At 60.1% G+C, this 25,238-nt stretch carries 20 protein-coding genes and 3 tRNA genes; all 23 read left to right on the forward strand.

Going from position 1 to position 25,238, the window contains the following annotated elements; translation table 11 throughout:
• The first annotated feature begins 45 nt into the window (after positions 1-45).
• Positions 46-606: a CvpA family protein gene (locus BLQ41_RS15795; RefSeq protein WP_090182293.1), complete on the forward strand. Its 561-nt coding sequence runs from the start codon at positions 46-48 to the stop codon at positions 604-606.
• A 41-nt stretch (positions 607-647) separates the two neighbouring features.
• Positions 648-2,153 carry an amidophosphoribosyltransferase gene (purF, locus tag BLQ41_RS15800; RefSeq protein ID WP_046026886.1) on the forward strand — a complete coding sequence of 502 codons (1,506 nt, stop codon included), beginning with the start codon at positions 648-650 and terminating at the stop codon, positions 2,151-2,153.
• Positions 2,154-2,217: 64 nt separating this feature from the next.
• Positions 2,218-3,429 (forward strand): O-succinylhomoserine sulfhydrylase, encoded by a 1,212-nt coding sequence (locus BLQ41_RS15805; RefSeq protein WP_090182294.1) that lies wholly within the window; start codon positions 2,218-2,220, stop codon positions 3,427-3,429.
• Positions 3,430-3,434: 5 nt separating this feature from the next.
• Positions 3,435-4,199 carry an SDR family oxidoreductase gene (locus tag BLQ41_RS15810; RefSeq protein WP_167360541.1) on the forward strand — a complete coding sequence of 255 codons (765 nt, stop codon included), beginning with the start codon at positions 3,435-3,437 and terminating at the stop codon, positions 4,197-4,199.
• Positions 4,200-4,381: 182 nt separating this feature from the next.
• Positions 4,382-4,457: transfer RNA gene (locus tag BLQ41_RS15815), tRNA-Val, on the forward strand.
• A gap of 56 nt (positions 4,458-4,513) precedes the next feature.
• Positions 4,514-4,590 (forward strand) — tRNA-Asp (locus BLQ41_RS15820).
• 91 nt (positions 4,591-4,681) lie between these two features.
• Positions 4,682-4,758 (forward strand) — tRNA-Asp (locus BLQ41_RS15825).
• Positions 4,759-5,140: 382 nt separating this feature from the next.
• Positions 5,141-5,650, forward strand: a complete 510-nt coding sequence (locus BLQ41_RS15830) for a sigma-70 family RNA polymerase sigma factor (protein WP_090182297.1) — start codon at positions 5,141-5,143, stop codon at positions 5,648-5,650.
• Positions 5,647-6,597, forward strand: coding sequence for a FecR domain-containing protein (locus BLQ41_RS15835; RefSeq protein WP_090182299.1), 951 nt, complete (start codon positions 5,647-5,649; stop codon positions 6,595-6,597). Before BLQ41_RS15830 ends, BLQ41_RS15835 begins: the two co-directional genes overlap by 4 nt.
• Positions 6,598-6,664: 67 nt before the next feature.
• Positions 6,665-9,088 carry a TonB-dependent receptor gene (locus BLQ41_RS15840; RefSeq protein ID WP_090182301.1) on the forward strand — a complete coding sequence of 808 codons (2,424 nt, stop codon included), beginning with the start codon at positions 6,665-6,667 and terminating at the stop codon, positions 9,086-9,088.
• A gap of 358 nt (positions 9,089-9,446) precedes the next feature.
• Positions 9,447-10,823, forward strand: a complete 1,377-nt coding sequence (locus BLQ41_RS15845) for a diaminobutyrate--2-oxoglutarate transaminase (RefSeq protein WP_090182302.1) — start codon at positions 9,447-9,449, stop codon at positions 10,821-10,823.
• 200 nt (positions 10,824-11,023) lie between these two features.
• On the forward strand, positions 11,024-12,805 hold the full coding sequence (locus BLQ41_RS15850; RefSeq protein WP_090182304.1) for an IucA/IucC family protein: 1,782 nt from the start codon (positions 11,024-11,026) through the stop codon (positions 12,803-12,805).
• Positions 12,798-14,009 carry a type III PLP-dependent enzyme gene (locus tag BLQ41_RS15855; RefSeq protein ID WP_090182306.1) on the forward strand — a complete coding sequence of 404 codons (1,212 nt, stop codon included), beginning with the start codon at positions 12,798-12,800 and terminating at the stop codon, positions 14,007-14,009. Before BLQ41_RS15850 ends, BLQ41_RS15855 begins: the two co-directional genes overlap by 8 nt.
• Complete coding sequence (locus BLQ41_RS15860; RefSeq protein ID WP_090188588.1) at positions 14,006-15,421, forward strand: DHA2 family efflux MFS transporter permease subunit; 1,416 nt, start codon at positions 14,006-14,008, stop codon at positions 15,419-15,421. The genes BLQ41_RS15855 and BLQ41_RS15860 overlap by 4 nt, the downstream gene beginning before the upstream one ends.
• An 18-nt stretch (positions 15,422-15,439) precedes the next feature.
• Entirely contained in the window at positions 15,440-17,299 is a 1,860-nt protein-coding gene (locus BLQ41_RS15865) for an IucA/IucC family protein (protein ID WP_408003460.1), read from the forward strand.
• Positions 17,293-18,066, forward strand: coding sequence for an HpcH/HpaI aldolase family protein (locus BLQ41_RS15870; protein WP_167360489.1), 774 nt, complete (start codon positions 17,293-17,295; stop codon positions 18,064-18,066). The genes BLQ41_RS15865 and BLQ41_RS15870 overlap by 7 nt, the downstream gene beginning before the upstream one ends.
• 4 nt (positions 18,067-18,070) lie before the next feature.
• The gene (locus BLQ41_RS15875; protein WP_090182309.1) at positions 18,071-19,900 is read left to right on the forward strand and encodes an IucA/IucC family protein; all 1,830 of its coding nucleotides are present in this window, start codon (positions 18,071-18,073) and stop codon (positions 19,898-19,900) included.
• Entirely contained in the window at positions 19,890-20,804 is a 915-nt protein-coding gene (locus BLQ41_RS15880) for an ABC transporter substrate-binding protein (protein ID WP_090182310.1), read from the forward strand. The genes BLQ41_RS15875 and BLQ41_RS15880 overlap by 11 nt, the downstream gene beginning before the upstream one ends.
• Positions 20,801-21,790 carry a FecCD family ABC transporter permease gene (locus BLQ41_RS15885; protein ID WP_090182312.1) on the forward strand — a complete coding sequence of 330 codons (990 nt, stop codon included), beginning with the start codon at positions 20,801-20,803 and terminating at the stop codon, positions 21,788-21,790. Before BLQ41_RS15880 ends, BLQ41_RS15885 begins: the two co-directional genes overlap by 4 nt.
• The gene (locus BLQ41_RS15890; RefSeq protein WP_090182314.1) at positions 21,783-22,814 is read left to right on the forward strand and encodes a FecCD family ABC transporter permease; all 1,032 of its coding nucleotides are present in this window, start codon (positions 21,783-21,785) and stop codon (positions 22,812-22,814) included. Before BLQ41_RS15885 ends, BLQ41_RS15890 begins: the two co-directional genes overlap by 8 nt.
• A gap of 12 nt (positions 22,815-22,826) precedes the next feature.
• A complete protein-coding gene (locus tag BLQ41_RS15895; protein ID WP_054615494.1) occupies positions 22,827-23,618 on the forward strand; it encodes an ABC transporter ATP-binding protein in 792 nt (263 codons plus the stop codon).
• A complete protein-coding gene (locus BLQ41_RS15900) occupies positions 23,615-24,400 on the forward strand; it encodes an IucA/IucC family C-terminal-domain containing protein (protein WP_090182315.1) in 786 nt (261 codons plus the stop codon). Before BLQ41_RS15895 ends, BLQ41_RS15900 begins: the two co-directional genes overlap by 4 nt.
• Positions 24,391-25,023: an RraA family protein gene (locus BLQ41_RS15905; protein WP_197678886.1), complete on the forward strand. Its 633-nt coding sequence runs from the start codon at positions 24,391-24,393 to the stop codon at positions 25,021-25,023. The genes BLQ41_RS15900 and BLQ41_RS15905 overlap by 10 nt, the downstream gene beginning before the upstream one ends.
• The last annotated feature ends 215 nt before the right edge of the window (positions 25,024-25,238 follow it).

The raw sequence follows: 25,238 nt of genomic DNA on the forward strand, positions 1-25,238 counted from the left end.
GCGCTCTGCTAAAATGCGCCGCCTTATCCGTCTGTAGGCTGCACTGTGCCATTTACCTGGGTTGACTGGGCGATCGTTGCAATCGTCGCCATCTCCGCATTGATCAGTCTGAGCCGCGGCTTCGTCAAAGAAGCATTATCGCTGGTGACCTGGATCATCGCAGGAGTCGTCGCCTGGATGTTCGGTGGTTCATTGTCCGAGTACCTCGCCGGATACATCCAAACGCCATCGGCTCGTATAATCACGGGCTGTGCCATCATGTTTGTCGCCACGTTAATCGTAGGCGCAATGATCAATTATCTTATCGGCGAGTTGGTTCGCGTCACCGGGTTGTCCGGGACCGATCGATTCCTCGGCATGGCCTTCGGCGCCGCGCGTGGCGTGTTGCTGGTGGTCGTGGCGGTCGGGCTCTTGAGCCTGGGGCCGGTACAGCAGGACGGGTGGTGGAAAGAGTCACAGCTCGTGCCAAAATTTCTATTGGTCGCAGACTGGTCCAAAAACCTGATCCTCGGGTGGAGCAGTCAGTGGCTTGCCAGCGGTATCAGCGTACCCGCTGAAATACCGTTCAAGGATCACCTCTTGCCGATGGCCAAAACGCCTCAGTGAGTTGTGTTCAGTTCAGATCCATTAAGTAGGGGTTGCGTCGCATGTGTGGCATCGTCGGTATCGTCGGTAAGTCGAACGTCAATCAGGCGCTGTATGACGCGCTAACCGTGCTCCAGCACCGCGGCCAGGACGCTGCCGGTATCGTGACCAGCCATGATGGCCGGTTATTCCTGCGCAAGGACAATGGCCTGGTGCGTGACGTGTTCCATCAGCGTCACATGCAGCGCCTCGTCGGCCACATGGGCATTGGCCATGTGCGTTATCCGACCGCAGGCAGCTCGACCTCGGCCGAAGCTCAACCGTTTTACGTCAACTCGCCTTACGGCATCACCTTGGCGCACAACGGTAACCTGACCAACGTTGAACAGTTGGCCAAGGAGATTTACGAATCTGACCTGCGCCACGTCAACACCAATTCCGATTCGGAAGTGCTGCTGAACGTGTTTGCGCACGAACTGGCCCAGCGCGGCAAGTTACAGCCAACCGAAGAAGACGTGTTTGCGGCGGTCACTGACGTGCACAACCGTTGCGTCGGCGGTTATGCGGTTGTGGCGATGGTGACCGGTTACGGCATCGTCGGTTTCCGCGACCCGCACGGCATCCGCCCGATCGTGTTCGGTCAGCGTCACACCGACGAAGGCGTCGAGTACATGATCGCCTCCGAAAGCGTGTCCCTGGACGTGCTCGGTTTCACCCTGATTCGCGACCTGGCGCCGGGCGAAGCGGTCTACATCACTGAAGACGGCAAGCTGCATACCCGTCAGTGTGCGACCAACCCGTCCCTGACCCCTTGCATCTTCGAACACGTCTACCTGGCGCGTCCGGATTCGATCATCGACGGCGTGTCGGTCTACAAGGCCCGTCTGCGCATGGGTGAGAAGCTAGCCGAGAAGATCCTGCGCGAGCGTCCAGAACACGACATCGACGTGGTCATCCCGATTCCGGACACCAGCCGCACCGCGGCCCTGGAGCTGGCGAACCACCTGGGCGTCAAGTTCCGCGAAGGCTTCGTGAAGAACCGCTACATCGGCCGGACCTTCATCATGCCGGGCCAGGCAGCGCGGAAAAAATCCGTACGCCAGAAGCTCAACGCCATTGAACTGGAATTCCGCGGCAAGAACGTGATGCTGGTGGACGACTCGATCGTTCGCGGCACTACGTGCAAGCAGATCATCCAGATGGCCCGTGAAGCTGGCGCGAAAAATGTCTACTTCTGCTCCGCCGCCCCGGCCGTTCGTTACCCGAACGTCTACGGTATCGACATGCCGAGCGCTCATGAGCTGATCGCCCACAACCGTTCGACCCAGGACGTGGCCGACCTGATCGGCGCTGACTGGCTGATCTATCAGGACCTGCCTGACTTGATCGAAGCGGTCGGTGGCGGCAAGATCAAGATCGACAAGTTCGATTGCGCGGTGTTCGACGGCCAGTACGTCACCGGCGACGTCGACGAGGCTTACCTGAACAAGATCGAGCAGGCTCGTAACGATGCCTCCAAGGTCAAGACGCAGGCAGTCAGCGCGATCATTGATCTGTATAACAACTGAGTAACAACCGGCCCTGAGGGGCCGGTTTTGTATCTACTAGAAGAGCAAGGCAAGGAGTGACAGCATGAGTCAGGATTGGGATGCCGGTCGGCTGGACAGCGACCTCGAAGGCGTAGCGTTCGATACCCTGGCCGTACGCGCCGGTCAGCACCGTACGCCGGAAGCCGAACACGGTGATCCGATGTTCTTCACTTCCAGCTATGTATTCCGCACCGCTGCCGACGCGGCAGCTCGCTTTGCCGGAGAAGTGCCGGGCAACGTTTACTCGCGCTACACCAACCCGACCGTGCGTGCGTTCGAAGAGCGCATTGCCGCTCTGGAAAGCGCCGAGCAAGCCGTGGCCACCGCCACCGGCATGGCCGCGATCATGGCCGTGGTCATGAGCCTGTGCAGCGCCGGCGACCATGTGCTGGTGTCGCGCAGCGTATTTGGCTCGACCATCAGCCTGTTCGAAAAGTACTTCAAGCGCTTCGGCATCGAAGTCGATTACGTGCCCCTGGCGGACTTGTCCGGCTGGGATGCGGCGATCAAGGCCAACACCAAATTGCTGTTCGTCGAATCGCCTTCCAATCCATTGGCTGAGCTGGTGGACATCGCCGAGTTGTCGAAAATCGCTCACGCCAAAGGCGCGATGCTGGTGGTCGACAACTGCTTCTGCACCCCGGCGCTGCAACAGCCGCTGAAGATGGGTGCTGATATCGTCGTGCATTCGGCGACCAAGTTCATCGATGGCCAGGGCCGTTGCATGGGCGGTGTTGTGGCCGGTCGCAGCGAGCAAATGAAAGAAGTCGTCGGCTTCTTGCGTACCGCCGGGCCGACGCTGAGCCCGTTCAACGCGTGGATCTTCCTCAAGGGCCTCGAAACCCTTGGCCTGCGCATGAAAGCGCATTGCGCCAACGCGCAGCAACTGGCCGAGTGGCTGGAGCAGCAGGATGGTATCGAGAAAGTCCATTACGCCGGCCTCAAGAGCCATCCGCAGCACGAACTGGCCTTGCGTCAGCAGAAGGGTTTCGGCGCCGTGGTGAGTTTCGAGGTCAAGGGCGGCAAAGATGGCGCCTGGCGCTTTATCGATGCGACGCGTCTGATTTCGATCACCGCCAACCTTGGTGACACTAAAACCACCATCACGCACCCGAGCACCACCTCCCACGGCCGTCTGGCGCCGCAAGAGCGTGAAGCGGCGGGTATCCGTGACAGCCTGATCCGCATTGCGGTCGGTCTGGAAGACGTGGCCGACCTGCAAGCCGATCTGGCGCGCGGGTTGGCTGCCTTGTGATCGAGATGTCCACGCCGGGCACTGGCACCCATGGCCGCGTTGCGCTGGTCACGGGGGCCGCGCGAGGCATTGGTCTGGGGATCGCTGCCTGGCTGATCTGCGAAGGCTGGCAGGTGGTGCTGACCGATCTGGATCGAGCGCGGGGTTCGAAGGTGACGAAGGTGCTGGGCGAAAACGCCTGGTTCATCGCCATGGACGTTTCGAACGAGGGGCAAGTGGCGTTGGGTGTCGCCGAGGTGCTGGGACAGTTCGGGCGTCTGGATGCTCTGGTGTGTAACGCGGCGGTGGCTGATCCGCACAACATCACGCTGGAAAGTCTTGATCTGGCGTACTGGAACCGTGTGTTGGCAGTCAACCTCAGCGGACCAATGCTGTTGGCCAAGCATTGTGCGCCGTATCTGCGCGCTCACAGCGGCGCGATCGTCAACCTGGCCTCGACCCGCGCCGCGCAGTCGGAACCGGACACAGAGGCCTATGCTGCGAGCAAGGGCGGTCTGTTGGCCCTGACTCACGCATTGGCCATCAGTCTGGGGCCGGAGATTCGCGTCAACGCGGTGAGCCCGGGCTGGATCGATACCCGGGATCCGGCGGTACGACGTGCCGAACCGCTGACTGATGCCGATCATGCCCAGCATCCGGCGGGCAGGGTAGGGACGGTCGAAGACGTCGCGGCGATGGTGGCCTGGCTGCTGTCGAAGAACGCCGGTTTCGTCACGGGCCAGGAATTTGTGGTCGATGGCGGCATGACCAAGAAGATGGTCTACAAGTAGAAGCTGCAAGTCTCAAGCTAGAAGCGGCAAGTCAAGGCGAGCCCGTGCAGGCCTTCGATACGCAATCTTGCTTTTACTTGCCGCTTGAAGCTTATGACTTGAAGCTGTTTTGAAAAAACTTCAATCCTGCTATTGACTTAGGTTCGCTACCTGCGTAAATTTCGCGGCCTCAACGAAGCAAAGGGTGATTAGCTCAGCTGGGAGAGCATCTGCCTTACAAGCAGAGGGTCGGCGGTTCGATCCCGTCATCACCCACCACTTCTTGAGAGTCTTGCGAAAGCAAGATGGAAGCTTTTAAAAGCCTCCACCGACGCGCAGCGGTAGTTCAGTCGGTTAGAATACCGGCCTGTCACGCCGGGGGTCGCGGGTTCGAGTCCCGTCCGCTGCGCCATATTTTCCGAGTCAGGTTCGCCTGGTTCGAGATTGAAAGCCTCGAAGCTTCCAGTCAGACGAGTTAATTGAGCGTCAGCTCAAAGCGATACGCAGCGGTAGTTCAGTCGGTTAGAATACCGGCCTGTCACGCCGGGGGTCGCGGGTTCGAGTCCCGTCCGCTGCGCCATATCTGCTTCAAGGCCCACTGAACGCCTTGAAGCTACAAAGAAAGCCGCTGGCTATCTTTGAGTCGATAGCAAAGACCCTGGTCGAAAGACCGGGGTTTTTTGTGTCTGCGAATTGGCTTCTCTCCTTTCCCTTGCCCACCAGGGATTCGCATCCGTCATTCCAATGCATGATCTGCAATGAATTTTGACGTCTCGTGATAATTCCCCTCAATTCCCCCGCAGCCCTGATTAACCGGTGCCTGCACGCCGAAATCTCCCGTCCGTTGCTCATTTATTCAAGTCGTCACTGGGTGCAAAGCGCACAAAGCGCTTTATTTGACGCATCAACACTAATTAGAATGAGTCTCATTTAAAATATTTCTTCGCGCAGGGTTCCTATAGATGAGTGATGCAGCGATGCCGACGGGGCAAACCTTCCACGACCTGTACCGCGACCACCGGGGCTGGCTGGAAAGTTGGTTGAGGCGACGCATGAGCAATGGCAGCGATGCGGCGGACCTCAGCCAGGACACGTTCGTGCGTTTACTCGCCAGTTCCCAACGCATTGCTGACCTGCAAGAGCCCCGCGCCTACCTGGCGACCGTCGGTAAGCGCCTGCTGACCAACTTCTACAAGCGTCGCAGTCTGGAGCAGGCCTACCTCAGTGCGTTGGCGCTGTTGCCTGAAGACTGTGTGCCGTCCCCCGAGCAGCGCTGGATCCTGCTGGAAACCCTGCAAGCGCTCGACGAATTGCTCGATGGCTTGCCGAGGCCGGTGCGCCGGGCATTCCTCTGGAGCCAGCTCGAAGGCCTGGGCTATCAAGAGATCGCCGAGCGCCTGCAAGTCTCAGAGCGCACGATCAAGCGCTACATGGCCCAAGCCTACGAACATTGCCTGCTGGTGGAGTTGTGATCGGTTCAGCACCTTCGGCTGAAGCCCGTCAAGTCGTGCGGGCCGCCGCGCAGTGGCTGGCGCTCATGGAGTCCGGTTCTGCCAATGAGCGCGATCGTGCCGAATTGCAGAGTTGGCGCGACAGTCATTCCAGTCACGAGCAGGCCTGGCAAAAGGCGCAACTCTTGCGCCAACGCTTTGCCGACCTGCCGCCCGCCCTGGCGATGGCTAGTCTGGACCGCCCGCAAGCAAGTCGGCGCACCGTCCTCAAGTGCGCTGTCGGCGCGGTGGCGCTGGTGCCTACGGCCTGGTTGATCAGTCGGCAGTTACCGCTGGATGTCTGGAGAGCCGACCTGCGCACCGCGACCGGGGAGGACAAGAAAGTCCAGTTGATCGATGGCAGTACGCTGCAATTGAACACCGCGAGCGCCGTCGATCTCGATCTGAAGAATCGGCTTCTGAAGCTCGTAGAAGGCGAAATAGCGCTGAATCAGTCTGGCACCTCACCGCTGACGATCCAGACGCACTTTGGGCACGTGATCGTCAGTCAGAGCGACGTGTGCATTCGTCAGGGGCAGGCGGGGTGCAAGGTGTCGGTGCTTAAAGGCACGGTACAGTTGCAGCCTCTGCGCGGGCCTGTCTTTTCGTTGCGCGGGGGCCAGCAAGTCAGCCTTCAAGCGAAGGGCGCGGGTGCTGTGGAGCCATTCGATGTGTTCGCCCCAGGCTGGCGCGACGGTGTGCTGATGGCGCAGAACCAACCCTTGGGGGATTTCCTGCGTGAACTCAGTACCTATCGCCCAGGCGTATTGCGCTGGGAGCCCGAATTGGAATCTCTGCGCGTCACCGGCAGTTTTCGTCTGCAAGACACTGATCGCATCCTTGCGTTGCTGGCCGCCAGTCTCCCCGTGGAGGTGCATTCGCGTACGCGTTATTGGGTAACGCTGCAGCCGCGCAAAAATAGTGTTTGAGGCGTGTCCCCTTTTTTCGTGTTGCTTGTCATTCAAGGCATGTAAAACGAAATCAGAGAGATTCTCAATGCCCGCAGTGATGTCTTGCAGTACGCGTCTGGCTCCCTTCAGGCTGCGCCCGTTGTTGCACTTGAGTCTGTTGTTGAGCCTGAGTGCCTGTCCGTTGTTCATCACTGCTGGTTGGGCTGACGATGCTTCTCGACGCAGTTACCAGGTGCCAGCCGGTAGTCTCGACGCCGCGCTGACCCGTTTCGCCGGGCTGGCCGGGGTCAATCTGTCAATGGATCCGTCGCTCGTCAGCGGTCGCAACAGCCCTGGTCTTTCCGGTGAGTTCGCGGTCGAGGAGGGCTTTGCTCGACTGTTGCAGGGTTCCGGTCTGCAATTGCAGTCGGTGGGCGAGCAGTCATACATCCTGACCCCGGCGCCAGAAGGCGGCAGCCTGCAATTGGCGCCGACTTCGGTTCTCGGTGCCACGGGCGGGGCGGACGGCGAGGTGTATGCCGGTGGTCAGGTCGCGCGCAAAGGCTCGCAAGGCTTGCTGGGCTCGAAAGATTTCATGGAAACGCCGTTCAGCATGACCACCTACACCAGCGAGGTGGTCAAGAACCAACAGGCGCGTACCTTGGGCGACCTGGTTGCCAGCGATCCGTCGGTTCGCGTCACTAACCCGGCGGGCGGACGTTATGAGCAGTTCACCATTCGCGGGCTCAGCCTGTTCAACAGCGATGTTTCCTATAACGGCCTCTATGGCGTCTTGCCGACGTATACGATCGACATGGAGATGGCCGACCGCGTCGACATCCTCAAAGGCCCCAGCGAGCTGATCAACGGCATCTCGCCACGGGGCAGCGTCGGTGGCGGGATCAACGTGGTGCCCAAGCGCGCCACCGATACGCCGATCACCTCGTTAACCGCCAACTACGCCTCCAACAACCAGATCGGCGGTGCCGTGGATATCGGCCGGCGCTTTGGTGAAGATGACAAGTTCGGGATTCGTTTCAACGGCGTGAAGCAGTCCGGTGATACCGAATGGGACCACCAGAGTGTCGACCGCGACATGGCGGTACTGGGCCTGGATTTTCGCGGTGATCGCCTGCGGCTGTCGACGGATGTCGGGCACACAGAGCGCGATACCGACGCTCCGCAGGAACGTGTGACCGTCGGCGCCAACGCGCAGGTTCCCCATGCAAGCGATGTAAGCCGTAACTATGCGCAGCCGTGGAGCAAGGCGCGGACCAAGGACACCTTCGGTATGGTGAACGGCGAGTTCGACGTCAGTGATTCCGTCATGCTGTACGGCGGTGTCGGGGCGCGTAAAAGCAATCATGACTTCCTCCGGCATGCCGTTTCGATTACCAATGACGCCGGTGATTTCAGCGTTCTGCCCCGTGACTTCACCCGGGACGAAAATGTCCGCACGGCGAATGTAGGCGTGCGCAACTGGTTCCACACAGGTCCTGTCAGCCATGAAGTCAACCTGGCGGCCAGCTACTTCTACATGGACTTCGAAAATGGCGGCGCCCGCTATGCCGCGTCCCCCAGCAACCTCTATGACCCCGTGGAAACACCGACACCGGTCCGCCCCACGCGACAGGATCCCAAGGTCTACACCGAGAACCGCTTCAGCGGCGTGGCGTTGTCCGACACCCTTGGCTTCTTCGATGACCGCGTACTGCTGACACTCGGTGCCCGCTGGCAGCGCGTGAAGGTCGACGACTGGTCGGACAATATCAAAGGCGACACGGCTTACGACGAGGAAAAAGTTTCGCCGTCGGGCGGCATCCTGTTCAAGGCCACCGACAAGCTGTCGCTGTATGCCAACTACATGGAAGGCTTGAGCCAAGGCAAGATTGCGCCATCGACCTCGGTGAACGAAGACGAGATCTTCCCGCCATTCATCAGTCGCCAGGTCGAGGTCGGCGCCAAATATGACGCGGGTCCGTTCGCTGTAACGGCAGCTGTGTTCCGAATCAAGCAACCCGCCTATGAAACCAACGCCATCACGCGGGTCTTCGGCCCGAACGGCAAGCGCGAAAATACCGGTGTGGAAGTGAGCATGTTCGGTGAACCGCTCAACGGTGTCCGCCTGCTGGGCGGTGTCATGTACATCGACAGCGAGCTGACCAACACCACCAACGGCACCTACGACGGCAACCGCGCACCCGCCACGCCGAAATACAACGTCAACGTGGGCGCTGAATATGACGTGCGGTCCGTGGAAGGCCTGACCCTGACCAGCCGCGCCATCTATTCCAGCTCGCAGTACCTGGACCAGTCCAACGTCAAGGAAATCGACGCCTGGACGCGTATGGACGTCGGTGCTCGCTACGCGTTCAAGGTCGACGAGAAGAACGTCACCTTGCGGGCCAATGTCGAGAACGTGGCGGACAAGCGCTACTGGAGTTCGGCCGGTGCCTCGGATGACAGCGAGCCTGGATTGACGCTCTCGACCCCACGAACCTATCTCCTGTCGGCCACCGTCGACTTCTGAGCCTAACCCGTCGAGCGCCGCGCCACAGGGAAGGGCGCCGCCGGTGGGTATCAGCGGATGTTTGTAGAGGAAAAATACATGTCCATCCCGACTGGATAATCTATTGCGATACTTTTCTATACGTTAATACCTGTATCAAGGTGATAACGAAGTTGTCAGTTTAATAACAAGAACATGGCCGGATAACGGCGCTGATGATCAACTATCAGGTTTCTATAACTTGTGATGTTGTGTGCCTGAACACTTTTTATAACTGATTATCGAGTGATATTAATATTCCAAAAAAGTGCGCACCAACAGTTGCGCTATTTTCTAAATGGGAATAGTTTTCATCTCGAAATGAATCGAGGATAAACCGATGTTGAATGATGGCTTATTGCGCTCTAATCCTTTGCAAAAAACCAATGCCGACTATTTGACTCGACAAAGCAAGTTCGAATCCAATGTGCGCAGTTATCCACGCAAGTTGCCACTGGCAATTGCCAAGGCGCACGGGGTCTGGGTTACCGATGTCGAGGGCAATACCTATCTCGACTGTCTGGCCGGCGCAGGCACGTTGGCGTTGGGGCACAATCATCCCGCCATCATGGCCAGTCTCGACAGCTTCCTCACCTCTGGCCTGCCGATGCACACCCTGGACCTGACGACACCGGTCAAGGATGCCTTCAGCGAAACCCTGCTCAGCCTGTTGCCGAACCAGGGCCGCGATTACTGCCTGCAGTTTTGCGGGCCGTCCGGGGCGGATGCAGTGGAAGCCGCGCTGAAGCTGGCCAAGACCTGCACCGGGCGCAACAACATCATCAGTTTCTCAGGGGCCTACCATGGCATGACCCACGGCGCCCTGGCGCTGACCGGCAACACCGCGCCGAAAAATGCCATCGCCAGCCTGATGCCGGGGGTGCAGTTCATGCCGTTCCCTCATGAATACCGTTGCCCGCTGGACATTGGCGGTGAAGCCGGGGTCGAAGCCCTGAGCCACTATTTCACCCAGTTCATCGAAGACGTCGAAAGCGGCGTGTCGCTGCCGGCGGCGGTGATCCTTGAAGCGGTGCAGGGCGAGGGCGGGGTCAACTGCGCCCCGGTGAGCTGGCTGCGGGCGATTCGCGAGGTAACCCGCAAGCACGGCATCCTGCTCATCCTCGACGAAGTACAGACCGGTTTTGGTCGCACCGGCAAGATGTTTGCTTTCGAGCACGCTGAAATCGAGCCGGACCTGATCGTCATGTCCAAAGCGCTCGGGGGCGGTTTGCCCATGGCGGTGCTGGGCATCCGTCGTGAATTCGATGCCTGGGAACCTGGCAACCACGCCGGTACTTTCCGCGGCAACCAAATGGCCATGGCTGCTGGACTGGCCACCTTGCAGGTGCTGCAACAGCAACACCTTGCCGCACATGCCGAGCGTCGTGGCCAGTGGCTAAAGGACCGGTTGGTCGAGTTGCAGTCCCATTATCCGGCCCTTGGCCAGGTGCGCGGTCGCGGCCTGATGCTCGGCATCGAGATCGTCGACGAGCGCGAGCCCGCTGATCGCCACGGACATTTCCCGATAGACCCGGCGCTGGCCGTGGCCATCCAGCAACAGTGTTTCAAACAGGGCCTGCTGCTGGAACGCGGTGGGCGCAAGGGCAATGTCATCCGCTTGTTGCCGCCATTGATTATCGACGAAGAACAATGCCAACAAGTGATCCAGCGTTTTGATAAAGCCGTGGCCACAGCGTTATCGCAATTGCGACCTTGAATGAGTCCATTGAAGTTGGTTAAACCTCCGCCATGTTGCAGTTCGATGGCGTTGGCGCAAGTGTCCTTGATTATTTAAAAAGGCTTGGCGAAGTCATGTCGTTATGTGGAGTTTTGTCGGCCGTTAAATCAGTCGATCAGCAACTAATTTTTTCGCGAGATAACGTATTCAGTGACCTCACGGGCTACTGTGGAGCACCCATGAATCATCCAGATCGCAATGTGTTATCGAATAGAGTCAGTGAATTGGCAACGACCTGTGCGTTGCTGAATTGCTTGATCAAAGAGTTCGCCTTGCCGGAAAACTGCCTCAGCTACAGTTGGCCGACGCAGATGCAAGGTATTGCCCCGGGCAGTTACCTCGACGGCCTGGAATGGAAGGGTATTCCCCTGACCATCAAGCTGCCGAACCAGCAGCAGTTCTTTGTGATGGTGGATCGCCGCGACGGTCTTGGCAGCCACCGTTACCTGTCGGACGTCTATGCCCGGCGCGGCGAGGGTGACTGGTCGAGCCTGAGGTTTGCCGGGTTCGTTGAGCAGTTGCTCGCGGCGTGCGAACACATGACCCGCGCGAGCAACGACGAGTTGCTGGATCAGGTGTTGCAAAGTCAGTTACTGACGGCCGCTATCGTCGGCCATAACACACCGAAGGACGCGGACCCGCTCAGCGGTTATCTGGCCAGCGAGCAAGGCTTGTGGTTCGGTCACCCAAACCACCCGGCACCCAAGGCGCGGTTGTGGCCCGCCCATCTGTCCCAGGAAACCTACGCCCCTGAATTCCAGGCGCGTACAGCGTTGCACCTGTTCGAAGTACCGCTGGAAGGGCTGAACGTCGGCGCCAACGGCCTGAGCAAAGCCCAGGTGCTGGCCGGTTTTGCCGATCAAGCCCAAGCGCGGCCAGGACACGCGGTGATTTGCATGCACCCGGTCCAGGCGCAGTTGTTCATGCAGGACGGCCGTGTGCAGCAATTGCTCAAGTCCAAGGCCATCGTCGATCTCGGTGCCACGGGCCTGATGGCCAATCCCACGGCGTCGATCCGCACCTGGTACATCGAGGGCCATGACTTTTTCATCAAGGGCTCGCTGAACGTGCGCATCACCAATTGCGTCAGGAAAAACGCCTGGTACGAACTGGAAAGCGCGCTGATGATCGACCGCATTTTCCGTAACTTGCAACTGACTCAACCCGAGACCCTCGGCGGCTTGTCGGTTGTCGCCGAGCCGGGCCTGTTGAGCTGGGCACCGCACGGCGCCAGCGAGGCCGACAGCCATTGGTTCCGCGAACAGACCGGGGCGATCCTGCGCGAGAACTTCTGCCTCGACAGCGGCACCGACTGCAGCATCATGGCCGGCACGCTATTCGCTCGCGGCCTGCACCTGCGGCCGTTGGTGCATGAATTCCTCACTCGCTTCAACGGCAATGACATCGACGACCAACAGCTGTTGAGCTGGTTCGATGACTATCAGGCGCTGCTGCTCCGGCCGGTGCTGGCACTGTTCTTCAACCACGGCATCGTCATGGAGCCGCATCTGCAAAACAGCGTGATGGTGCACGACAACGGTCGCCCGCAACGCCTGCTGCTGCGAGATTTTGAAGGGGTAAAACTCACCGAAGAACTGGGCGCCTCGCGAATCGATGCCGACGTTCATCCGCGCGTCCGCGAGTCGCTTCTCTATTCCCGTCAGCAAGGCTGGAACCGCATCGTCTATTGCCTGTTCGTCAACAATTTGTCCGAGGCCGTGCTGGCCCTGAGCTGGGAACGTGCGCACCTGGCACCGCTGATGTGGCAACGAGTCGAGCAGCAGTTGATCAGCATCCGCGCCGAATTGAGCCGCGCGGCACCGGAGCTGGATGCGCTGATCGCCGGTCAGCCGATTGCCTGCAAAACCAACCTGAAAGTCCGTCTGGCGGCCAAGGCTGATCGTCAGGCCGGCTACGTCACCCTGGAGTCGCCGTGGGGCAAGGAGGTCAAGCATGGATAAGCTGCCCGCAACGGTACTGGCCGCTATCGACCAAGCCCGCCTCCAAAACGAAGACCCGCTGGTGCTATTCATCTACGATCTGGATGCACTGAAACAGCACGTGACCCAGGTGATGGCGGCGTTGCCCGAAGGCGTGGAACTCTACTACGCAATCAAGGCCAACAGCGAACCGCAAATCCTCGCCACCGTAGCGCCATTGGTGCACGGCTTCGAGATTTCCTCCGGCGGCGAAATCGATCGCCTGCAGGCCTGTCCGACGGCCAAGCCGTTCATCTTCTCCGGCCCCGGCAAACTCGATTCCGATCTGCGTTCAGCCCTGCAGCATCAAGTCGAAGCAATCCACATCGAAAGCCTGAATGAAATCGTCCGTCTGCAACGGCTGGCGCTGGAAGCGGGACGGGTACAGGACGTGTTGCTGCGGATCAATCCGGAGCTGCCTTCGCCGCTGTCGAGCAAATTGGCCATGGCCGGCACCGCCACGCCATTCGGGATTGACGAGTCGCAGCTGGCCCAGGCGGTGAGTTGGGTGGATAACGCCAGTCACTTGCGGCTCAAGGGTTTCCATGTGCATGCGATGTCCCATCAGTCGCGGGTGGAACGTCACGAACAACTGCTCGACCTGTACCTGGAACGCTGGCCGCAATGGAAGGCGTTGTCGGCGACTCCGGCGACGATCACCCACCTTAATGTCGGCGGCGGCATCGGCGTGAATTATCTCGGCCCGCAGCAGTTCGATTGGCAGCGCTTGTGCGCGCACTTGGGCCAGTCCTTGGCGGCGTGTGCCGATGCGCCGATCGTGCGCTTCGAGCCCGGTCGTTTCATCAGCGCGTATTGCGGCTACTACGCCATTGAAGTGCTGGACACGAAGACCAGTCATGGCAAGCATTTTCTGGTCTGTCGCGGCGGCACTCACCATTTCCGCTTGCCGGTGGCGCAAGGGCACGATCACCCGGTGATTCATCTGCCCAGGCACCCCGTAACTTGCGGCGCAGTGCAGCGGGACTGGACCGTGGTCGGGCAACTCTGCACACCCAAGGATGTGCTGAGCCGCGATTGTCCGCTGACCGGTGTCGAGGTCGGCGACCTGTTGGTATTGCCGCTGGCCGGGGCCTACGGCTACAACATTTCCCATGCCGATTTCCTCTGTCATCCGCGACCGCCACAGCTGTTTGTGCAAGATGCAGGAGGCGCGTCTTGGGTTTGACGGTCGCCGTTCCGCGCTGGCTGGTGGTGGTCAATGTGCTGTTGGGCACCCTGACCGTCAGCCTCAACAACAGCTCGCTCAACCCGGCATTGCCGGCGTTCATGAGCGCCTTCGACATCGGTCCGCTGCTGGCGACATGGATCGTCGCGGCGTTCATGGTGAGCATGGGCATGACCATGCCGCTCACCAGTTTTCTCAGCCAACGGGTAGGGCGCAAACGTCTTTACCTGTGGGGAGTCGCGTTGTTTGTCTGCGGCTCGCTGATGGGCGCGCTGGCCAATTCCATCGCGCTGGTGATCACGGCTCGTGTGGTGCAAGGCATTGCCAGTGGACTGATGATTCCGTTGTCGTTGGCGATCATTTTTTCGGTGTACGCCAAAGGCGAGCGGGGGCGGGTCACTGGCCTGTGGGGCGCAGCGGTGATGCTGGCGCCGGCGTTGGGGCCGTTGTGTGGGAGCCTGCTGCTGGAGTGGTTCAGTTGGCGTTCGCTGTTCCTGATGAACGTGCCGATTGGCCTGGTGGCGCTGATTCTTGGCGTGGCCGTGCTGCCGGCGTCTGAACCCGCCGAGCGCAAACCGTTCGACCTGGCGGGCTACCTGCTGATTGCGGCGGGCATTGGCCTGCTGATGATCGCGGTGGGGCGCTTGCGTCACGCGCAAGCCCTGACGGATCCGCTCAACCTCGGCATGTTGCTGGCGGCGATCCTGTGCCTGGTCGCGTTTGTGCGCCTGGAACTGAACCGCACGTCGCCGCTGCTCAACCTGCGGATCTTTGCCCTGCGCGGTTATCGCCTGAGCGTGATCATCGCGGTGGTGCAGTCGGTCGGCATGTTCGAGTGCCTGGTGTTGCTGCCGTTGCTGGTGCAAGTGGTGATGGGTTACAGCGCGATCTGGACGGGCCTGTCGCTGCTGTGCACAGCGGCGTTTGCCAGTCTGTTCGGGCACCTCGGAGGTCGCTGGCTGGACCGCCACGGACCACGGGGTGTGGTGCTTTGGGGGCTGCTGCTGACCGGCGCCGCGACGCTGGGCCTGGGCATGCTCGGCGCAGGCGCCTCCATCGGCGTGGTGTTTTTCCTGATGATGGTGCGCGGTGCCGGACTTGGTTTGTCCTACATCCCGATTACCACTGCCGGGCTCAATGCCTTGCCCGAACCGATGGTCACCCAGGGCGCGGCGATGAACAACATTTCCCGCCGCCTCGTGTCGTCACTGGCCATCGTCATCGCTTCACTCTGGCTCGAGTTTCGTCTGGGGGCAGGGGTTCAGTCTGCCGGTACGCCGGGGGCGATCAGCGAAGTGTTCATGGCCACCGGCGTCCTGGTCCTGCTAGCGCTGCCCTGCGCCTGGCGTTTTCCCGTACACGCCCGCGACGAGCCGGCCGAGGCACTGCCTTCGGCCCTCGAACAGCGTTAATTCTTTAATCGACAAGGTATGAAAATGGCGACCTCATTTCAGGCAACACCTCAGGCTCCTGGCGTCTGGCTGGCGACCGCCGACACCCGATGCTATCAACAAGTAGAACAGCGGGTAGTCGGCCAGCTGTTGCAAACCCTGCTGTATGAAAATGTGCTGTCGTACAGCCATTCACCCTTGGCCGGCAGCCAATACCGGTTTGTCGTCAGCGGCGTCGATGCGAAGCAGCAACCGGTGGAGTACCACTGCACCGGTTTGCTCAGCGCCAGCTTCGAACTGATCCGCCTCGATTACTCCAGCCTTGAGCGCGTCGATGCCCAGGGCAAGCACAGTCAACCCCGCTTGCATCAGGCCTTGGCCGAACTGCTGAGCGAGCTTCAGGACAGCCCGCACCTGCCACGTTTCACCCATGAACTGGAACAAACCCTGCTCAAGGATCTGCAATCGCGCAGCCAGGGTTATCAAGCGGCCCGACCGAGCCATCAACTGGACGTCGATGCGCTGGAACAGCATTTCATGGACGCCCACAGCTACCACCCTTGCTACAAGTCGCGTATTGGTTTTTCGCTGAAAGACAACGCCAGTTACGGGCCTGAATTTGCCGCGCCGGTCGCCATCGTGTGGCTGGCCGTGGCGAAAAGCTGCGGTGCGATGAACATCTCACAGCATCTGAACTACGACGACTTCATCCAGCAAGAATTTGGCCTACAACGCTGGCAGGAGCTTGCTGAAAGCCTCACCGACCAAGGCAAGTCGATGGGCGATTACTGGCTTATGCCGGTACACCCATGGCAGTGGGAAAACGTCATTGTTCCGGTGTTCTACCCAGAGCTGGTCAGTGGTGAAGTGATCCATCTCGGCACCACCGATGACCGTTACCAGGCGCAGCAATCGATCCGCACCCTGGCCAACGTCTCTGAGAAACAGCGGCCTTACGTCAAGCTCGCACTGAGCATGACCAACACCTCCAGCACGCGCATTCTCGCCCGGCATACCGTGATGAACGGCCCGATCATCACCGACTGGCTGCACCGGTTGATCCGCAGCGACAGCACCGCCCGTGACCTCGGTTTTGTGATTCTCGGCGAAGTGGTCGGCGTCAGTTTCGACTACGATCACTTGCCCACCACGCGCATGTCCCAGGCCTACGGGACCATGGGCACCCTGTGGCGCGAAAGTATTCACCAGTACCTGGAAGACGATGAGCAAGCGGTGCCATTCAATGGCTTGAGCTCCGTGGATAATCGCTACGGCAGCGGTGAGCAAACCCCGTTTATCGACGCCTGGATCAAGCAATACGGCTTGCAAGCCTGGACCCGCCAATTGTTGCAGGTCGCCGTGTCGCCGATCATTCATATGCTCTACGCCGAAGGCATCGGCATGGAGTCCCACGGTCAAAATATCGTCCTGATCGTCAAGCAGGGCTGGCCGCAACGCATTGCCCTGAAAGACTTCCACGACGGCGTGCGCTATTCGCCGCAGCACCTTGGCCGCCCCGAACTCAGCCCGACCCTGGTGCCGCTGCCCGCCAGCCACGCCAAGCTCAATCGCAACTCGTTCATCCTCACTGACGATGTGGATGCGGTGCGCGATTTCTCCTGTGACTCGTTCTTTTTTATCGCCCTGGCCGAGATGGCGATCTTCATGCATCAACACTATCAACTGGCCGAAACCGAGTTCTGGCAGATGACTGCCGAGATCATCACCGGCTACCAGGCCGAACACCCGCAACACCGTGCGCGGTATGAGTCGTTTGATGTGTTCGCGCCGTTCTATGAAGTCGAAGAACTGACCAAACGCCGCCTGCTGGGCGATGCCGAGCGGCGGTTCAAAAAGGTGCCGAATCCGTTACACGCGTTCCGGCCGCAATCATGCTGAGGACCAATCTGCTCAAGCAGAAACTCACCACCGGGGCACCGGCCTACGGTCTGATCAGTTCGATTCCAGCGCCAGCGGCCATCGAGCTGATCGCCGAAGCCGGGTTCGATTTCGTGATCATCGACATGGAACACGTGCTGATCAATCCCGAAACCGTGGAGAACATGATCCGCACCGCCGAAAGCTACGCGCTCACGCCGCTGGTGCGGGTGGCGGACCTCAACCCGAAAACCATGCTGCGCCTGCTCGATGGTGGCGCCCAAGGCATCGTGTTGCCGATGATCGAGGGCCCTGAGCCGTTGGCCGAGAGCATTCGCGCCTGCAAATACCATCCGCAGGGCCACCGCAGCCTGAACGCTGGGCGCCCCGGCGCATTTGGCAAACACAGCCTGGCGGACTACATCGCGCTGGCCAACGAGCAAATCATGATCGTGGCGATGATCGAAAGCGCCGAAGGCGTGCGACGCGCGGCGCAAATTGCAGCGGTACCCGGCCTCGACATGATCCTCGAAGGTGCTGCGGACTTATCGCAAACCCTGGGCCTGCCATGGCAGATCGACCGCCCCGAAGTGCAGCAAGCGCTGCTCGCCAGTTGGCAAGCGGCCAGTGCGGCGGGCGTGCCGTATTGCGCGATCCCACGCCAGCCAGGCGACCACGAACGGTGGTTGGCTCGCGGCGTAAACAGTTTTGTTTTGGGTGACGAGCGTGGCATTGCTTTTCGCGCCCTTCAGGCCAAGTTGGCCGCCACTTCAGCAGAAGGAAAATAACCTGATGAACTTCACCACAATGGCCGCCGACAGGGTGATGCAGGACCTGGTCGATTGTTTGTTGGCCGAACATTTTTTCGGGACCGAACCGCTGAATCTCATGGCGCCCGCAGACGATCAGCCGTTCACCGGGTTGAGTGCCGATCAGCGCATCTGGGAATGGCAGGGTTCAATCTTCGTCGCCCTGCGCCCCGGCATCACTCAGCAATGGGAGAAAGTACCGGGCACGCCGGTATTGGGTCGAGAGCATGAGCGTCTGACCGAACTGTCCCCCGAAGTTTTCATGACCCAGGTACTGGCCGGGATGACTGACCGCTATCAGGACAATGAAAAGGGCTTCGCGCTGTTCCTCGACGTGCTGCGCACCAGCGTGCGCCAGACCGAGTTGTCCCTGGCCCATCGGGTCAACAGCCAGCGCTTGCTGGAGAAAAGCAACGCCGATTTCTTCCTGACCATGGAGCAGTGGGCCTCATTGCGTGATCGTCCGTATCACCCATTGGCCAAGGCCAAACAGGGTTTGAATGACGCGGAATATCAACACTACCAAGCCGAATTCGCCCGCCCCGTGACGTTGAACTGGGTCGCCATCGACCGTACGTTGCTGCAATGCGGCGACGGCGTGACAGACCTGGCGCTGGATAATCCCGCCGAGTACCTGCTGCCATTCGCGTTACAGGCCGGCCTGCAACACGAGATGCAGCAACGGGGTATTTTCGAGAGCCATATCGCGATGCCGGTGCATCCGTGGCAGTTCGATCATGTATTGGAAGCGCAACTCGGCGACGCCTTCGCCAATGGCAATTGCCAGCGGCTCGACTTCACCGACGGTGATTTCTACGCCACCTCGTCGTTGCGTTCGATGACCCCGTGCTTCAACAGCGCCGACTACCTCAAGTTGCCGATGGCGATCTATTCACTGGGGGCCTCGCGTTACCTGCCCGCGGTAAAAATGATCAACGGCGGCTTGAGTGAAAAGCTGCTGCGTCAGGCGCTGGGCAAAGATGAAACCCTGCAAACGAAACTGCACCTGTGCGATGAAACCAAATGGTGGGCGTTCATGCCGCCGGACGCGACGCTGTTCGACGAGGCTCCGCGTCACTTGGCCGCCATGGTCCGCGGTTATCCGCCGGCACTGCTGGAAGACCCGGACACCCGACTGGTGCCGATGGCCGCTCTCGGCACGCCGCTGCCCGGCAGCAATCAGCACTTTTTCGATGACTGGATGGCTTATCGACAACTGCCCGCCAACGCTGCGTCGGTGATGACATTGTTCCGCGAGCTGTGCCACAGCTTCTTCGACATCAACCTGCGGATGTTCCGTATCGGCATGCTCGGCGAGATCCACGGGCAGAACGCTGTACTGGTGTGGAAGGCCGGTCATGCCCAAGGCTTGTTGCTGCGCGATCACGATTCGCTGCGCATCTTCGTGCCGTGGCTGGAACGCAACGGCCTCGCCGATCCTGCGTATCGACTGAAGAAGGGGCACGCCAACACGCTGTATCACGAGCGTCCTGAAGACCTGTTGTTCTGGCTGCAGACCCTCGGGATCCAGGTCAACTTGCGCGCGATCATCGATACGCTGGCGCAGGTTTACTCGTTACCGGCCGCTACTTTATGGACGGCGATGGGCGAAGAGCTGAACGAGTTGATTGACACCATCGACTTCGACACCGAAGCTCGGGCGATGATTAAACAGCAACTGTTCGAAGCACTGCACTGGCCACAGAAGTTGCTGCTTACGCCGATGATCGAACGGGCGGGCGGCCCCGGCAGCATGCCGTTCGGCAAAGGCCAGGTGGTGAACCCTTTCCACCGGTTGCATCGTGAAGACTGACCTTCAAGCTCATCCTTCCAGGCGTACGCTGTTGCGCCTGTCGTTGGGTGCGCTTGCACTCAGGTTTTCCATGCCGGTGTGGGCCCAGACCGACGCCGCGCCGCTGCGGGTGATCACCCTGTTTCAGGGCGCCACCGACAGCGCCGTGGCGTTGGGTGTTACGCCGTGCGGCATCGTCGATTCGTGGAGCGAGAAACCCACCTACCGCTATCTGCGTTCGGCGTTGGACCCGGTGCCCCATGTCGGGCTGGAAACCCAGCCCAGCCTGGAGGACATCGCACTACTGAAACCGGACGTGATCATCGCCTCGCGCTTTCGCCATGAACGCATCGCCCCGTTGCTCAAGCAGATCGCCCCGGTGGTGATGCTGGAGGAAGTGTTCGAGTTCAAAAAGACTTTGGCGCTGATGGGCGTTGCCTTGTACCGGCAGCAGCGGGCCGATGAGGTGTTGGCTCACTGGCAGCGGCGTGTGGCGCAATTGCGTCTGCAATTGCAGCAAAAGTTTGCCGGACGCTGGCCGCCCACGGTGTCGATTCTGGATGTGCGTGAGGACCACATCCGCAGCTATCTGCCGGCGAGCTTTCCGGGGTCCGTCATCACTGAATTAGGCTTTGACTGGAGTGAAGCCAGTCGGGCGGCGAGCGGGGTGTCGATCAAACTCACCAGCAAGGAAAGCCTGGCGGTGGTGAATGCCGATATTTTCTTCATCTTCTTGCGCGCGGAGAAAGCGGCAGTGCAGCGAAATTATGAAAGCCTGGTGCAGCACCCGCTGTGGCAGCAAATGCGCGCGCCGCAACAAGGGCAGGTGTGGCGGGTCGACGGCGTCGCGTGGAGCCTGTCCGGCGGCATGCTCGGAGCAAATCTGATGCTCGATGATGTCTCCCGTCTGGTTACAGCTTCATGAGCAATGCGTTGAAGATGTGGAGTGCGGGCGTTGTGTTGTTGCTCAGCGGCGTGCTGAGTCTGGCAGTCGGGGCCACCTGGATACCGTTGTCGCAGGTTTTTGCGGCGTTTGTGCATCCCGATCCATTGAGCGTCAGCCATGTGCTGGTCACCAGCACGCGCCTGTCGCGGACCTTGATGGCCATGGCGGTGGGCGCGAGCCTCGCGGTGGCCGGCGCCCTGATGCAAGCACTGACGCGCAATCCGCTGGCGTCTCCCGGATTGTTCGGGATCAATGCCGGGGCGACTTTTTTTATCATCCTGTTTTCTTCGTTGTTCTCCCTGTCGTCTCCGGACGCGTGGCTATGGTGCGCGTTTATCGGTGCGGCGGTGGCGGGCAGTCTGGTGTGGCTGATCGGCAACATGGGGCAGGGCAGTCTCAGCCCGTTGCGCATTGTGCTGGCGGGTGCGGCAATGGCGGCGTTGTTCTCCGCATTCAGCCAGGCGTTGCTGGTGGTCAATCAGGATGGGCTGGACACGGTGCTGTTCTGGCTCGCCGGTTCATTGACCGAACGCAGCCTGTCGGTCGCCGCGCCGTTACTGCTGTGCGGCGTGCTCGGGTTGTTCGGCGCGATGCTGTTGGCGGGGCAGGTCAACGTGCTGAATGCCGGGGAAGAAATCGCCACTGGCCTCGGCCAGCGAACCGGATTGATCCGCCTGCTGATGAGCGTGCTGGTGGTGTGCCTGGCGGGCAGTGCGGTGGCGTTGGCCGGCAGCATCGGGTTTATCGGTTTGCTGGTGCCGCACATGGTGCGCAAAGGCTTGTCGATTGATCATCGCTGGTTGCTGCCAGGGTGTGCGCTGCTGGGCGCGATTGTTTTGCTGCTGGCGGATACCTTGGCGCGGGTGCTGATCTTGCCGCAAGAGGTGCCGGTGGGGGTGATGACCGCACTGTTCGGCGCGCCGTTTTTCATTCTGTTGGCGCGCCGTGGAGGTCGTTATGGATAAGGTCCTGACCTGGCGTCGTAGCGGGTTTTCCCGGCGGATCAATATCGCGACGTTGTGGCGATTGCTGGCGGCGTTGATGGTGACCGCCCTGATCATGCTGGGCTCGCTATCCCTGGGCAAAGTCATGCTTTCGCCGCTGGAAGTGCTGCGCATCCTGCTGTCGAACCAGGATGCCAGCCTGACGTTTATCGTCGAGCAACTGCGCTTTCCACGCATCCTGCTGGCGGCTCTGGTGGGCGCGGCGTTGTCGGTGTCCGGGCTGATTCTGCAAAGCATCATCCGCAATCCGTTGGCCTCGCCTGACTTACTCGGCATCACCAGTGGCGCCAGTGCGGCGGCGGTGTTGTATTTGTCGTTCTTCTCGGTGGCGCTGGGTCAACAGTATCTGCCGCTGGCAGCGATGCTTGGTGCGGGGCTGGCGGCATTGTCGATCTATCTGCTGGCCTGGAAACAGGGAGCTTCACCGCTGCGGCTGGTGTTGATCGGCGTCGGCATCTCCGCGATGTTGACCGCCGCTACCACGTTCATTCTGGTGTTCAGTCCGTTGACCACGACCCTGTCGGCCTATGTCTGGCTGACCGGCAGCGTGTACGGCGCCAGTTGGCCCGAACCGCTGGCGCTGGGTGCCTGGTTGCTGGGCATATGTCCGCTGCTGGTTTTCCTGGCGCGGCAGGTGATGGTGCAGCAACTGGATGACAGCCTCGCCCTGGGCATCGGCGTGCGCGTGCAGTGGCTGCGCGCCGGTTTGTTGCTGGTCAGCGTGGCGTTGGCCGGTGCGGCGATTGCCTGGGGTGGGGCGATCGCGTTTGTCGGGCTGATCGCGCCGCACATTGCCAAGCGCTTGGTGGCGCCTGGGTTTGGTGGCCAGGCAGTGATGGCCGCGCTGGTCGGGGCGAACCTGGTGGTGCTGGCCGACCTCGCCGGGCGCACGCTGTTTTTGCCGCTGGATCTGCCCGCCGGGATTTTTGTCGCCGTGCTCGGCACACCCTTTTTTCTCTATCTGTTGATTAAACAACGTCATTAAGGAATTCAACGTATGACGTCGATTGCAAGTCGCGGCCTGACCCTGAGTTATCAGCGCCAGGTGATTATTGACGCGCTGGACATGCAACTGCCCCAAGGCAAGATTTCGGTATTGATCGGCAGCAATGGCTGCGGCAAAAGCACCTTGCTCAAATCCTTCGCCCGACTGCTGAAACCGCAGCAGGGCTCGGTGATTCTCAACGGCGTGGATATTCAGCAGAAATCCACTGCCGCCGTGGCTCGGGAGTTGGCAATCTTGCCGCAAACCCCGAGCGCACCGGAGGGCATTACCGTACGGCAACTGGTGGCGCTGGGGCGCTATCCGTATCAGAGCTGGATGCAACAGTGGTCGGCGGAAGATGAAGCCATGGTCAACCGCGCGCTGGCGCAAACCAGTCTGTTGGCCCTGGCGGATCGACCGGTAGACGCGTTGTCTGGCGGGCAACGCCAGCGGGCATGGATCGCCATGACTCTGGCCCAGGACACCGGCATCGTGCTGCTCGACGAACCGACCACATTCCTCGACCTGGCGCATCAGATTGAAGTGCTGGATCTGTTGCGCGACCTCAACCGGCTCGAAAACAAAACCATCATCATGGTGCTGCACGACCTCAACCTGGCCTGCCGCTACGCCGACCACATGGTGGCGGTGCACAACCAGACCGCGTTCGCCCAAGGCCGGCCCGATGAGGTGTTGACCGAGGCGTTGGTCAAAACCGTGTTCGACCTCAATTGCCGGATCATTCCCGATCCGTTCTTCGGCACGCCACTGTGCATTCCGTTTGGCCGGGAACTGCCTCAATGAATCTGGCCGGTCACTTCACGACTTCAGAGTGGGCGACGTTGTCCGCCGGGTTGCGGCTCAAGGACAGCGCCGAACGCGACTCGCAGCGTTCGCTGCTGGCCCGGGACTTGTTGCAGGAAGAGGTGTGCGTGCAACTGCTGGATGCGTTGGGCCCGGTGATCGGCTCGCCGACGCGGGCGATTACCGCCTCATTGCTGGGCAAGCGTTTATCGTTTCTGGCGACCGGTGCCTGTTTGTACGCGATGTCGGTGTATGACAAAGGCTTGCTCATGTCGCTGGACAATACGGTGGTCGAATACGGCCACGATGACGGGTTATGGACGTCTTCGATGCCGATTAGCCATTCCGTTCCATTGACATATGAAGCGGGCGAACGCGAAGCCTGGCGCGAATCCATCGTTCAAGCGCTGTTCGCCGATCTGCTGAAACCGCTGTGGCAAACCTTCAACCGGGTCACCGGCGTTTCCCGGCGCATCCTCTGGGAAAACACGGCCGTTCGCGTCTACTCGCTGTATGAAAAACGCATGGTGAAAATCGACGCCCCAGCGGTGCGTGAGCGCTGTGAAGCGGATTTCACCTGGCTGATGACCCAAGCCGAACCGGCGCTGTTCGGCCTCGATTACAACCCGCTGAGCCATTTTCGTCGACCGCCGACGCTGGTGGATGAGGGGCAACGAAGCATCCGCTTTCGCCGAACCTGTTGCTTCTACTACCTGGCCACCGAGCCTGCTGAATACTGCTCGACCTGCCCATTGCTGCGTCCGGGGAAAAAATGCCGATGAGTTACCTGATTAACCCCCGCCAACAAAACCTCAGCCCGGAGTTGATCGCTGAATACCGGACGATCCCGCCATCCACCATCGGCCATTTTTCCGACCGTGGCTTCCTGCGCGGGATCAAGCCGTTGTTTAACGATATCCGCATGGTCGGCAATGTGGTCACCGTCAAAGTCTTTCCTCCGGATGGCAGCGTTTTACGTGAGGCGCTGTTGCTGAGTCAGCCGGGGGATGTGCTGGTGATCGAATGCGTGGGCGATCAAGAGTGCGGCTGCTGGGGCGAATTGAGAACCTTGGCCGGTTTGATCAAAGGTCTGGCCGGAGTCGTGGTGTCGGGCGCCGTGACGGATGTCAGCGCACTGCGCCAACAAGGCTTGCCGGTGTTTTGTCGCGACGTCAGCGCCTATACCACGCGGGGCATTGGCGCCCAGGGTGAGGTCAATCAGCCGATCCAGATTGGCGAGGTGACGGTGCATCCGGGCGACTTGGCCATCGGCGACGACGACGGCGTATTCATCCTCGCGGCCGGGCGAGCTTCCGAGCTATTACCCGAATTAATGGCCAAAGAAGCAGCCGATCAACGTCGTCGCGCGGAATTCCTGCTGAGACTCGATCCCCGCCAGACTTAAGGCTGCCCATCGATTTATTGCAGCGCAACGCCGCAATACTTTGATTCGTTGGTCAGTTTTTTGTATCTGCATATTTGCCGCGAGCGTATAAGCCTATAAACTTAACCTTTCGGTCAGCTTTGCACTGTCAATTCAGCCCTTTGCATCCTCGTAAAGGGCTTCTGCAAGACTCGAGATTCCCCGTACATAACCAGAAGGGCGGACCCATAACCGCC

The sequence above is a fragment of the Pseudomonas arsenicoxydans genome (assembly GCF_900103875.1).
Taxonomy (GTDB): domain Bacteria; phylum Pseudomonadota; class Gammaproteobacteria; order Pseudomonadales; family Pseudomonadaceae; genus Aquipseudomonas; species Aquipseudomonas arsenicoxydans.

Excerpts from the sequence above, each read along its gene's own strand:
- BLQ41_RS15905 (WP_197678886.1), top strand. The coding sequence starts at position 24,391 with ATGCCGATGAGTTACCTGATTAACCCCCGCCAACAAAACCTCAGCCCG.
- BLQ41_RS15840 (WP_090182301.1), top strand. The coding sequence starts at position 6,665 with ATGCCCGCAGTGATGTCTTGCAGTACGCGTCTGGCTCCCTTCAGGCTG.
- BLQ41_RS15875 (WP_090182309.1), top strand. The coding sequence starts at position 18,071 with ATGAACTTCACCACAATGGCCGCCGACAGGGTGATGCAGGACCTGGTC.
- BLQ41_RS15830 (WP_090182297.1), top strand. The coding sequence starts at position 5,141 with ATGAGTGATGCAGCGATGCCGACGGGGCAAACCTTCCACGACCTGTAC.
- BLQ41_RS15810 (WP_167360541.1), top strand. The coding sequence starts at position 3,435 with ATGTCCACGCCGGGCACTGGCACCCATGGCCGCGTTGCGCTGGTCACG.
- BLQ41_RS15855 (WP_090182306.1), top strand. The coding sequence starts at position 12,798 with ATGGATAAGCTGCCCGCAACGGTACTGGCCGCTATCGACCAAGCCCGC.
- BLQ41_RS15885 (WP_090182312.1), top strand. The coding sequence starts at position 20,801 with ATGAGCAATGCGTTGAAGATGTGGAGTGCGGGCGTTGTGTTGTTGCTC.
- BLQ41_RS15805 (WP_090182294.1), top strand. The coding sequence starts at position 2,218 with ATGAGTCAGGATTGGGATGCCGGTCGGCTGGACAGCGACCTCGAAGGC.
- BLQ41_RS15850 (WP_090182304.1), top strand. The coding sequence starts at position 11,024 with ATGAATCATCCAGATCGCAATGTGTTATCGAATAGAGTCAGTGAATTG.
- purF (WP_046026886.1), top strand. The coding sequence starts at position 648 with ATGTGTGGCATCGTCGGTATCGTCGGTAAGTCGAACGTCAATCAGGCG.
- BLQ41_RS15845 (WP_090182302.1), top strand. The coding sequence starts at position 9,447 with ATGTTGAATGATGGCTTATTGCGCTCTAATCCTTTGCAAAAAACCAAT.
- BLQ41_RS15890 (WP_090182314.1), top strand. The coding sequence starts at position 21,783 with ATGGATAAGGTCCTGACCTGGCGTCGTAGCGGGTTTTCCCGGCGGATC.
- BLQ41_RS15870 (WP_167360489.1), top strand. The coding sequence starts at position 17,293 with ATGCTGAGGACCAATCTGCTCAAGCAGAAACTCACCACCGGGGCACCG.
- BLQ41_RS15865 (WP_408003460.1), top strand. The coding sequence starts at position 15,440 with ATGAAAATGGCGACCTCATTTCAGGCAACACCTCAGGCTCCTGGCGTC.
- BLQ41_RS15895 (WP_054615494.1), top strand. The coding sequence starts at position 22,827 with ATGACGTCGATTGCAAGTCGCGGCCTGACCCTGAGTTATCAGCGCCAG.
- BLQ41_RS15900 (WP_090182315.1), top strand. The coding sequence starts at position 23,615 with ATGAATCTGGCCGGTCACTTCACGACTTCAGAGTGGGCGACGTTGTCC.